Here is a 13,142-nt window from a genome sequence, read left to right as displayed (position 1 = left end):
GACAGGTGGCTAGTAATCAAAACTATCAGTTCACATTAACAATAAAACACACAGACTATATTGTTAGAGATCACCGGGTGCATGGCACCCGGATCATACCTGGTGTTACGTTTTTAGATATTATTTATCGAATGGCACTCAGCAAAGATTTGCCTATTGAAGAACTGGAATGTCAAAATATTCTCTATTTAGAGCCCGTAGCAACATCTAATACCTTTGACAGAGAAATTCTTATTTCCTTTCAAGGTTCACACCAGGGATGGGAGATTCAAGCGAAAAGCAGAAAAGTGAAAGACGGACATGTTTTAAACGAAAATTGGGATAAAAATATGCAATGCCGCCTAATGCCGAAAACAGGCGGCGACTTAATTTCAATAGATATTGACAGGATAAAAAATACAGCTGAGCGTGTTTCTGATATGGATACATGCTATGCCTATTTAAGAAAAGTCGACATTGAGCATTTTGAATTTATGAAAAGTCTCGGAACAGTCTATGCAACGGAAGATTATGTACTTGCCGAGTTAAAACTCAGCAAGATAGCGAAACAATATGTCGGTTACTTTCAGATGCATCCTACTTTTCTTGATGCATCCACCATTATCACAGTTCTATATCAGGCATGTCCGGAATATTTCACTAAAGGAGCGGCTGCCAGCCGTTTCAAAACGTATATTCCTATTCATATTGAATCATTTCAAATGATAAATCGTCTGTCGGATACATGCTATGTGTACATCGAGAAACAAGACCAAAATCATGATACCGGAGATGTTATCAGAGTAAGCTATGGCTTATACGATGTATCGGGAAATAAGATCGCACAATTTACCCGGTTATCTGTCAAACATATCCGATCTAAAGAATTAATTGAAAATCTTAAAAAGACATCAGGTAACTTGCAAAATAATCCAATCCTTAAACTGAAAGACAATCAAACAATTAAAGAAACGAACAAAAAGCGGATTAATGATATTGAATCAGAGCTGAAGGAACTAATAGCTGGGACAGCGAATATCAGCAGCCATGATATTAGGGCTGACATCGGTTTTTATGAACAGGGGTTGGACTCTGCATCTTTGTTGAGTATCGTCAAAGAACTGGAGCGTAAAACCGGGGAACAGCTGTATCCGACACTCCTGTTTGAGTATAAAACAATCCGGGAACTGGCCGCTTATATTGAAGAAAATAAAAAAATGAATAACCATTTCTTAACTCCTGAGATATTGACTGAAAATCCTAATGCACAAGAAAATTTAGCATCACCCGGTCAAGCTTTATGTTCACCGCATATGACAGAGAGAGAGATTCAGCTGCTGATTGCAGATGTTCAAGGAATAAACCCTGATAACCTTTCTATTGAAAAAGGATTTTATGAGCAGGGTTTAGATTCTGTAACGCTTCTGGAGGTTGTTAAGGCGTTAGAGAAAAAGTCGGGCAGGGAGTTATACCCTACTCTGTTGTTTGAATATACAACAATTCGAGAGCTGGCAAATTACTTTGCTGCAAATAATGAGAAGCTTTCGGCGATCAGAAACCCTGAGAAAGACCACCATATTACAGCTACAACTTATTTAACGCCGCAATGGAGACGAAAAGATATTCCTATAAAAGGCGTTAAAACAGCTAAAAAAACGTATTTGCTGTTTCAGCATGACAGGGCGCTGTTCAATTACATGCAAAGTGATTTTAATAACGATACCGAACAAATTATATTAGTTTTGTCAGGAGACACTTTTCACTATCATGGCGGTGGTGTATATGAAATAGATCACGATGAGGAAGCTCATTTTGAAAGATTGGCATCTGAACTAAAGCAAAAACAGCAAATACCTGACACCGTGATCTACGGATGGCCGGATGGATCGTTTGCGCCCGGTGCCGGCATAATAAATGAACAGCTTTCTAAAGGTGTCTACCCGCTTTTATTTTTCAGCAAGGCTTTAATGCGAAGCAAGGCATCAAAGGAGATTGTATCCCTTTATCTTTATCCGGCGGATAATAAAAGCGCTCAGCCGTTATACGCTTCAGTACATGGCGCCGGACAGTCAATATCATTGGAGAACCCGAAAATGGTTTTTAAAACAATAGGCATTTCCTTATCAGGTAAACCAATTTCAGTTCAAGAAAAAGCTGGAATAATCGTTAATGAATCCGTTGAAGTGCTTTCAGAGGAAACTGACATTTATTACGAAGCGGGAGAACGCTTTGTCCGTATCCTCCGAGAGGCTGAACCCATAGATAAATCCTACTCCGCATTTAAAGAAAATGGAGTGTATCTCATCACTGGAGGCGTCGGAGGCCTCGGACTTTTATTTGCAGAACATATTGCCGCACAAACAACGGCCTGTATTATTTTAGCTGGCCGTTCAGAGTTATCGGAAAGCAAAAAAAACAGAATCAGACAAATAGAAGCCTGCGGGTCGTCAGTCCAATATATTAGAGGCGATATTTCAGATAGCCGCGATGCTGAACGAATGATAATGAACATTAAACGGCAGTTCGGGAAAATTGACGGTGTTATACACAGTGCCGGGATAATTAATGATGCATTTTTAATACAGAAAACAAAAAGTGAAATTCAAAAAGTGCTTGAACCGAAAATATATGGAACCGTTTTACTGGACAGCCTGTTGCAAGATGAACCACTTGATTTCTTTATAATGTTTTCATCAAGCAGCTCAATCTTCGGTAACATTGGTCAGACAGATTATGCGTTAGCCAATCGTTTCGTTGATCTTTTTGCTGACTGGCGGGAAGGACTGAGACAAAATAAAGAACGGTCTGGTATCTCAGTAGCCATTAGCTGGCCGCTATGGGAAGACGGGGGCATGAAAGTGGATAAACAAACCGAAGACTGGATGAAGGAAAAAATCGGTATGATCCCCCTTAGGAAAAACAGCGGGATTAAAGCCTTTTATGACTCTATTTATCTGCGTCTGCCTCAGCTAATTGTATTTGAAGGTGACAAAGAAAAATTGAAGGCGGCCCTTCATGAGAAATTGGTGAAGGGTAAAGCAGGTGATACACAAAAAGCTGAACCTGCGGTTGTGAGAGACCAAGATATAGCCATTATCGGCTTAAGCGGAAAGTACCCAATGGCTGATAATCTTAATCAATTTTGGGAGAATTTAAAAGAGGGGAAAGATTGTATCACTGAAGTTCCATCTGATCGTTGGGAGCTGAATGGATTCTTCAGCGAAGAAAGAGATGTGATAGGGAAGTCATACAGCAAGTGGGGTGGCTTCGTCAACGGAACTGATCAATTTGATCCGCTCTTCTTTAATATATCACCTCGTGAAGCAGAACTAATGGACCCGCAAGAAAGGCTCTTTTTAGAATCAGCTAAAGAATGTTTTGAAGATTCAGGATATCAAAAAAACAAGCTGGAAAAAATGAAAGTCGGTGTATTTGTAGGTGCAATGTGGGGGCAGTATCAATTATTTGAAGGAGAAGAAAACGGACTGTCTTTCACACCTGCTTCTGTCTACTCTTCAATTGCTAATCGGGTTTCTTATTACTTTAATTTAAAAGGTCCTAGTTTAGCTCTTGATACGATGTGCTCTTCCTCTTTGACTTCTATTCATTATGCATGCCAAAGCATACATTGTGGAGAGAGCGATATGGCGTTAGCCGGAGGAGTGAATCTGTCATTACACCCTAATAAATATAAATTTCTCAGTATGGGACAGTTTTTATCAAGTGATGGCAGATGCAGAAGCTTCGGAAAGGATGGGAATGGTTATGTGCCGGGCGAAGGAATAGGAGCTGTTTTGTTAAAACCGTTGAAAAAAGCCATTGAAGATCAAGATCAAATATATGGTGTGATTAAGGGCAGCTCTGTTAACCACGGCGGAAAAACAAGCGGATATTCTATTCCGAATCCAGATGCGCAGACAACAGTCATTTCAGAAGCGCTTCGTAAAGCTGATATTGATCCAAATTCCATCAGCTATATTGAAGCGCATGGCACAGGTACATCATTAGGCGATCCTATTGAAATTCAGGGCCTTCGAGACTCTTATCAATTGGATCATCCTTGCGCCATTGGATCTGTAAAATCAAACATCGGTCATTTAGAATCGGCAGCCGGTATAGCTGCAGTAACGAAAGTGCTTCTTCAGATGAAGCATAAGCTGCTTGTTCCTTCGTTACATTCCGATACTGTCAATCCATATATAGATTTTGATCAAGTTCCTTTTAAAGTGCAGCAGAAAACAGCTGAATGGAAAAATCCTGAAATCAATGAAACCGTTTATCCACTGAGAGCAGGTGTAAGTGCTTTTGGGGCAGGGGGGTCCAATGCACACCTCATTCTGGAAGCATATGAATCCTTGAATACTAATCAACCTCAAAGCAGCAGAGTTATTTTTATTTTGTCTGCACAAGATAAAAACCGTTTGAAAAAGTATGCGGAGGTTATGGCCCGCTTTTTATCTGAAAATGAAATGCAAAACGAGAATGATCGTGTGAAACTTCAAGATATTGCCTATACCCTGCAAACGGGACGTGAGCATATGGAGGAAAGGCTTGCAATAGTAGCAGATTCAAGCTTGTCGATCGCTGAAGAACTTTTAGGCTATACCAGAGGGGAAACCAGTGAATCAAGCTATACAGGAAATATTTTAAAATGTGAGGTTAAAGCTGAAGCTCCCCGCATTCATAAAGATTATGAAGAAGTTGCACGGAGATGGGTAAAAGGTGAGCCAATAGATTGGGAGGCTTTTGAGGAAAACCGGCATTCTTTTCGAGTCTCTATCCCCGGGCAGCCGTTGATTAAGAAGCGGTACTGGATCAAAGAACAGACGAGAGAATATGTTTTAAATAGCGAGCTTAAACCAAGGCACCCTTTCTTAGGAGTTAATACGTCTACTTTTAATCAGTACAGTTTTACGAAAACAATCGACAGGGACAATCCATTTGTAATGAGTCTTACAGAATACGGAAAGTCCTTTTTCTCTGTTGTGTCTTTAATTGAAATGGCTGCAGCAAATGCGTCCGAGGCATTTGGGTATACCGTCAATAAAATAACCGAAATATCTTGGAATCAAGGCAGGTGCGACGCCGCTGACATACAAGAGCTGACCATAGAATTAACGCCTCGAGAAGATTTTGCACAATTCGAAATATACGCAAAAAACTCATGTAAGAATAAAATAAGGCTTGTTCACGGAAAGGCGCATATTGTCGAGCAAAAAGAAAACGATTTACTCCCTTCTGTATTAGATATCTCGAAAGTGAAATCGGATATGCTTGAACATGGTTTCGCAATACCTTATGCGTCTGAAACAGCAAAAAACAACAGTGAAATGCTGTCACTATTTTTCATTCCGGATCACTTTTATGAAAACAGCGGAGATTTCACTTTTCTTCCATTTGCATTTGAGTCTGCGATTCAGACATCCGGTCTATTTGTAAACGGCGGGACCCCTGCTGAACTGATTGGAATGAATGAAGTGACCATCTATCAAGCTTTTACTCAAGATTTTTATATTTATACTCAAATTGAAAAACAATCTAACAATATTGATTTGACGTGCCATATTACATTTGCAGACACAAATGGCAGCATCCTGGCTGAATGCAAAGGGCTAGTGTTTAGCAATAGCTATACTGAAAAAGCTGATCAATCCGATGATGAATTAATTTGTTTGCTTCGCAAATTGGAGGCAAATGACATTGATCAAACGGCTGTATTGAAGCAACTAATGGGGGAAGAATCATGAGGGGAAAACGTGAACAAATCAGCGAAATTCTTGAGCTGGTCCAAACAGGAAATATAACGGCTGACGAAGGATATGCCCGTGTAAAATCTATTCAAGACAATGGCGAACTAGCAACTGATAATCCGCCTTTATATTATAAGCCTGAATGGATAGAATCAAATATTCCGAATACGAAAAATGCAGACTTGCCTGGCTTAGTTCTTATTTTTGCTGAAAATGAATGGCAAATAAAAGAACTAAGCGATTCATTAGTGGATTGCAACCTTTTGTTTGTTTGTCGAGGAGAAAAATTTTCTACCAGCAATCGCAATGCGCTTACTATTAATCCATCGAAAAAAGCAGACTATATAAAACTTTTTAAGTATATCCAAGATCACTTCATGCTGCCTGAGAACATCCTTCATTTATGGTCTGACAGTCAGGATAATATAAGCCAAGAAGGAATAAAAAAACAACTGGAAAACGGTATATTTTCTCTTCTATACATTACACAGGCATTGATTGAGATGAAATGCAAGAATACTGTAAAGCTGAAACATCTATTTCAATCTGAACATAAGGCTCAGCTGCCATTACATCACGCTTTAGGCGCTTTTGCTAAAACGGTTCATCAGGAGTATCCAAATTTTCACTATCAGATCATCAATGTCAATCATTTACAGGATATGGATATCGACAATTATTCGGAGATTGCGGATATTTACCGAAAAGAATGTGAAGGCGATCAAACTTCGCAATTCGAAGTGCGCTACGAAAATGGTAGCCGATTCACGAAACGTTATAAAAGCGCAAACATTGACGGATTATCTCAGCCGCTTAAACGTAAGGGATGTTATCTGATTACAGGAGGATTAGGCGGGATCGGCTATATTATTGCGAAATATTTGGCGGAAAAATGGAAGGCTAACCTCATTTTGACCGGACGTTCTTCTTTAACTGCAGAGCAGTCTCGGAAGATTAATGATTTGAGAAGCTCAGGTTCTCACATCGAGTATATACAGTCAGATATTTCAAAAAAAGATGAGACAGAGCGGGTATTTACTTTTGTAAAAGATCAATTTGGTCATTTAAACGGTGTTTTTCACATCGCCGGAGTGCTCCGCGATTCGTTTATTTTAAGAAAAACAAAAGAAGAAATCGATCAGGTAACAGCATCGAAAGTTTACGGAACGGTATGGCTGGCGAATGAAATAACAAAATTAAATCTTGATTTGTTTGTATTGTTTTCTTCAACATCATCTATTTTCGGTTCAATCGGCCAATGTGATTATGCCTTTGCCAATGCTTTTCTAGATCAGTATGCAGCAGTTATTTCAGCAAAAGGATATGCCCAAAAAACAGTTTCCGTCAATTGGCCGCTGTGGGCAGCCGGCGGGATGAATATTGACTATGAAGGAATACAAATAATGAGAAGGGAACTCGGCCTTGAACCTTTAGATGAAAGTGCTGGGCTGCGAGCCTTAGAAGATAGCTTGTGCCAGACATCTGAACAGCTGATTGCAGTAAAAGGTCAAAAAGAAAAAATTGACGACGCGTTGAACCGTGCTGATACAATCAATAGCCTTTTTGAACAGCGAGATGAAAAAAATGAACGCAACGATGAATTAAAACAAGAAATTATTCATTATTTGAAAAAACTGCTTTCTGAAGAATTAAAATTATCGGCTTCATTCATTGATGAAAAACAATATCTTGAGAAATACGGTATTGATTCAATTATGATTATGCGTTTAACCAAAAAGTTAGAGCAGAATGTCGGCAAACTATCAAAAACCTTATTTTTCGAATATCACTCGATTACTGAATTGGCGGATTATTTTCTGAACCACCATAGTGAGCGCATGCTGAAACTGTTGAATCCTATTGCAAAACCCCAACATGAATTGCGTCAGAAAAGAATAACATCAGTAAAAACCGATGCTCCAAACTCTATGAAAGAGAACGTACAAAAGAAAGATCCGGGGCGTTCAATTTCTGCTGATATTGCCATTATTGGAGTAAGCGGCAGATATCCTGGCGCAGAAAGTATTAGGGATTTTCAAAATGTACTGCTGAATGGAAGGGATTGTATTAGTAAAATTCCCGATGATCGAAAGGAAATGTTGGAAGGGAGCTGTTATAACTGGGGGGGATTTCTTAAAAATGTAGATCGATTTGATCCTTTGTTTTTCCGGATATCACCGAAAGAAGCAGCTTATCTTGATCCTCAGGAACGGCTTTTCTTAGAAACAGTCTGGAACACTATAGAGGATGCGGGGTATACAAAGTCAGATTTGGCTCAGGAAAAAGTCGGGGTATTTGCAGGAGTCACATACGGGAGTTATCAATTTTTCGGCGTTGAAGAATCTATGAATGGAAATGAATTAGCCGTGGGTTCTCCTTTTTCTGCAATTGCAAACAGAGTCTCGTACTATTTCAATTTTACGGGACCTAGTATGGCGGTTGATACAATGTGTTCATCCTCTCTCAATGCTATTCATTTAGCCTGTGAAAGTATTCTGCGGGGAGAAAGCAGCATTGCTGTTGCAGGCGGTGTCAATCTTACGCTTCATCCAAATAAGTATACTTTATTGAAACAAAGTCGCTTTTTTGCGAGTGATGGGCGGTGCCGTACATTTGGTGCAGGCGGCGACGGTTATGTACCGGGCGAAGGAGTAGGCTCTGTTCTATTAAAGCCGGTGGCAGATGCAATAAATGACGGAGATCATATTTATGCGGTGATAAAAGCAACGGCAGTAAACCATGGAGGCAAAACAAACGGATTTACTGTTCCTAATCCTAATGCTCAATCTGAACTGATAGGAGCCGCACTGAAAAAAGCTGATATTGATCCTCGAACGATCAGCTATATTGAAGCACACGGAACGGGTACTTCTCTTGGAGATCCAATTGAAATAACCGGATTGACGAAAGTGTTCCGCCAATATACGGACCAGACTCAATATTGTTCGATCGGTTCTGTTAAATCGAATATCGGACATCTTGAGGCTGCTGCAGGTATTGCAGGTCTGACAAAGGTTCTAATACAAATGAAGCTTAAAAAGCTTTTCCCCTCTATTCATGCAGAGACATTAAATCCGAATATCGATTTTGAAGCATCGCCTTTTTATGTACAACGGTCACTGCAAGATTGGGAGAAACCAAATCTGAAAGAAAGCGGAAAAGAGGTTTCGGTTCCGAGAAGAGCGGGGATCAGTTCATTTGGGGCGGGAGGAACAAACGTTCATGTGATTCTGGAAGAATATGAAGAAGCCAACAAATCGGCAGAACAATTTGAAAAAGAGCCGCACGTCGTTCTGTTGTCGGCAAAAAATAACGAAAGGCTTCTCGAGTATGCAGATAAAATGAAAGAGTATATCAAAAACTCTCTAAAACCCGCAATGCGAAGCGGACAGCCGGATATGGTTGAAAAGGTGAATGAAATACTGAAACCATTTGTTTCAAAATTGATTCATGTCAATCCGAAAGAAATCGATCCGACAGAGAATCTGGCGGAATTTGGGTTTGGGCCTGTAGAGTTAAGCAGTATCACAGGTTTTATTAACGAAACGTTTCAAATAGAGCTTTCCATGCATCATTTAACAGATTTTCGTTCAATACAATCTATAACGGAATACTTATTGAAAGAGTATACTGGGCAGGTTAACAGACTCTTTCCTAAGAAAGGCTATGGAAAAGAACAAATGGACGAAATAGTTTTACGAGATCTGGCTTACACAACACAAGTCGGCAGGGAAGCCATGGAATCCAGATTAGCAATTGTCGGTTCAACACTGAAAGAGATACAGGATAAATTAAACGATGTTTGTCTAGAAGTTCAACGTATTCCTGGCGTATATTTAAATCAGCATGCTCTACAGCAAGTTGAACAAATGAAGGCATTGACAGAAGGTAAAGCAGGTGAGCAGTTTGTAAAAAGCGTGATTGAGTACGGTGAAATGGAAAAGCTCGCTCAATTGTGGGCATGGGGCGCGGATATCGACTGGAAAATATTCCAAAAGTATTCGCAGCAAACAGGCAAACGTATTTCCATCCCTACATATCCGTTTGCAAAAGAATCCTATTGGGTTCCTGGTCTAATTGAGAAGAATTCAGAGGTGAAAGCTTCAGCTCCGAAAATCCATTTGCAAAAAAAATGGAGAGAGTTTAATATTGCGAAAAACTCAGAAAAACCGGTTTTGGGGCTAACAATAGCATTGGTGCATCATGATACCGAATTAATTGCTCGTTCTGTATGCTCAGAGATAGAGGAGAAAAATCTTATTATTATAAGACATAATTCTTCTTTTATAAGACAATCAGATTATTTGTATGAATGTTCTTTTTTAGACGAAAAACAAGCATACACCGCTGTCAATGAAATTTTGATGAGCCGGAAGCAGCAGATCGAGAACCTATTCGATTTTTCTGATATCAGCAATCTCAACGATAGTCAAAATCTTATACCGTATGGGAAAATTGTTATTATTCAAGAGCTTATTAAACGGAGCAAAAAGGAATCTCCGTTATCGATTCTACAATTGACAAACGGCCTTCAAATTTTTAAAACAGAGAAGCCAAGAATGAGAGGAGCAGAATTAGCCGGTCTTTTAAAAGCTGTTTCCTCAGAATACACTTATGTTAATGGTAAAACAATTGATACAGACAGTGTGCAGAATCCGTATGAGCTGAAGCAAATGATAGAAAATGAACAAGAAAATCATGCTGGAGAGGTTGAAGTATGCTATCGCCACGGTATCAGGTATATTCCGTTTTTTGAAGAAGAAAGGGTTCAACCGAGTGAGTCTTTTTCATTTCGTTTAGATAAAACCATAGTAATAACTGGCGGAACAGGTGGCATTGGCAGGGAGATAATAGATGAACTGGTAAAACGGGGAGTAACAAAACTAGTGCTTACGGGCACGCACCCATTACCTTTGCGTAGTGAATGGGCGGGTTTGTTGGAGGATGCAAGTATAGATCAGAAGATCATCGACAATATTAAACTATTTATGAATCTTGAAGAGAGAGGCATTAGCTATCGGTATTACAGCGGCTCTCTTACAGATAAAGAGAAACTGCGTTCGTTTTTTCTTGAAGCCAGAAAAGACCTCGGGGATATATGCGGAGTGATTCATTGTGCCGGCCAGCACAGCAACGGAAATCCAGCATTTATTCATAAAGGCATTGAAGATTTCAAAACAGTTTACGGACCAAAGATCGTCGGTCTGCAAAATCTGCATCAGATTTTTGAAGATGATCCGTTGGATTTCTTTATTCTATTTTCATCAATTGCAGCTCAAGTCCCGCAACTATCTAAAGGGATGTCTGATTATGCATCAGCCAATGCGTATATGGACTATTTTGCGGCTTATCATTTTCAAATGGGAAAATCCTATTTTACATCTATCAATTGGCCGAGCTGGAAAGAGGTGGGGATGGGAAGGGTAACGAGTCCTTCATATAATGATTTAGGATTGGGTTCACTATCGACGCAAGAAGGAATGGCAACTTTACGCAATGCACTAAGCAAAAAAACAGCTGCTATGATGCCTATTGTGAAAAATAGTGCAGTCTTTAAGGCAGACACGCTTCTGAAAGCTTATAAGAGTGATCTGAGTGCGGTTTCAAGCAGCAAAGCGGAGATTTCAGATATTTCTAACAACCGTACTGATGCTCTTGTTGGAGAGCTGTCAGGCATTTTTGCCGAAGAATTAAGCATCCCGATTGAAAAGCTAGACCCGTTTGTTGCCTTTCAAGAATATGGCGTAGATTCTATACTTCTTGTAAGTATTATCCATCGCATAGAAGCTATTATTCAGAAGAACTTAGATCCTACTATACTTTTCGAACACAACACTATTCATAAACTTGCAGAATATGTAAAGGGAACAGGGTTTCAATTGAAGGAACAAACGGCACAACTTGACACTTTTTCTGTTCATAATGTCTTTGAAAAAGTACCCGAATCAAGAAGACATATGGAAAAACATGAAAAGCTGCAAACGTCATCTGCAAAAATAGCCGTTATTGGAATCGGATGCAAATTTCCAGGCGCAGCGAATAAAGAAGAATTTTGGCGCAACTTAAAAAAAGGAAGAAAGCATATAAAGGAAGTTCCAGAATCCCGCTGGAGCATTGAAAAATACTATTCCCCTGTAAAGGAAAAGGGAAAAAGCATTAGTAAATGGGGAGGCTTTATTGATGGGATTGGAAGTTTTGATCCAGTTTTTTTCCGGATGCATGAGGAAACAGCCGTCCAAACTGACCCATTAATCAGACACTTTTTAGAAACTAGTGTACAGGCTGTCAGGGATGCGGGTTATGAAGAAACAGAATTATCCGGAAAGAAAATCGGTGTGTTTGTCGGTTCAAGAATGGGGGGGTACGGTCATAAATTACGAGAAGAAAACACTCATAATATAGTTGGTCTCAGCCAGAACTTTATTGCCGCACATGTATCGCATTTCTTTAATTTTCACGGCCCAAGCATCGTATCGGATACAGCTTGCTCTTCTTCGTTAGTGAGTATTCATTTGGCTTGCCAAAGTTTAAAAGAAGGTGATTCAGAGATGGCAATTGCAGGCGGGGCAGACCTGCTGCTGGATGAAGTTCCTTACTTGATGCTAAGCGAAGGCGGGGCCCTTTCTCCGGACGGTCAGTGTTTTACCTTTGACGAAAGGGCAAACGGTTTTGTACCTGGTGAGGGGTTTGGAGCTGTATTATTAAAGCCGCTGGAAAAAGCGAAAACTGACGGTGATCAGATATACGGTATAATTGATGCATCCGCTATTAATAATGACGGTGCAACGATGGGCATTACAACTCCTAACCCAAAACTGCAGGAGCAAGTGATTCAGGATGCCTTTGAAAAAGCAAAAATAGAGCCTGACTCAGTCAGCTACATTGAGACACATGGAACCGGTACTATGATTGGAGACCCGATTGAACTTCAGGCGTTAACAAAAGTATTTCAAAAAAATACAAGGCGAACTCAATATTGCGGAGTTGGCAGTGTGAAAACAAATGTGGGACACTTATTAAGCGCAGCCGGAGCGGCTAGTTTTATTAAAGTGATTTTGTCACTATGGCATAAAAAAATCCCGCCTACATTGAATTGCGAAACGCCAAACCCTCGCTTTGAATTCGGGCAGTCGCCTTTTTATCCAAATACAAGGCTGAAAGAATGGAAAGAAGAAAAAAGGAGAGCAGGCATCAGTGCTTTCGGTTTTGGCGGAACAAACGCCCACATTTTGGTCAGTGGGTATGATGAATTGCACAATATTGTTCGAAAACCGCTGACACCGGCCGTATTCAATAAAAGAAAGTTTTGGCCTAAAGCTTATTCGCATAAACAAAAGAAACAGCATAAAAAGCAGTTTCTTGAGATTATTGATGAAACAGAGTGACACTCACTCTGTTTCTTTTAATTGCAAA

At 39.9% G+C, this 13,142-nt stretch carries 2 protein-coding genes; both read left to right on the top strand.

Annotated elements, in window-relative coordinates:
* Positions 1-5: 5 nt before the first annotated feature.
* Positions 6-5,726 (top strand): SDR family NAD(P)-dependent oxidoreductase, encoded by a 5,721-nt coding sequence (locus V6D44_RS02030; RefSeq protein ID WP_202328632.1) that lies wholly within the window; start codon positions 6-8, stop codon positions 5,724-5,726.
* On the top strand, positions 5,723-13,114 hold the full coding sequence (locus V6D44_RS02025; protein WP_333516249.1) for an SDR family NAD(P)-dependent oxidoreductase: 7,392 nt from the start codon (positions 5,723-5,725) through the stop codon (positions 13,112-13,114). The genes V6D44_RS02030 and V6D44_RS02025 overlap by 4 nt, the downstream gene beginning before the upstream one ends.
* Positions 13,115-13,142: the final 28 nt, after the last annotated feature.

It is taken from the genome of Bacillus sp. 0209A, from assembly GCF_036765095.1.
Classification (GTDB): domain Bacteria; phylum Bacillota; class Bacilli; order Bacillales; family Bacillaceae; genus Bacillus; species Bacillus subtilis_G.
This window is presented reverse-complemented; position numbering and strand designations above follow the sequence as displayed.

Bases quoted from the DNA above. Each gene is read 5' to 3' on its own strand.
- V6D44_RS02025 (WP_333516249.1), top strand. From the start codon at position 5,723: ATGAGGGGAAAACGTGAACAAATCAGCGAAATTCTTGAGCTGGTCCAA.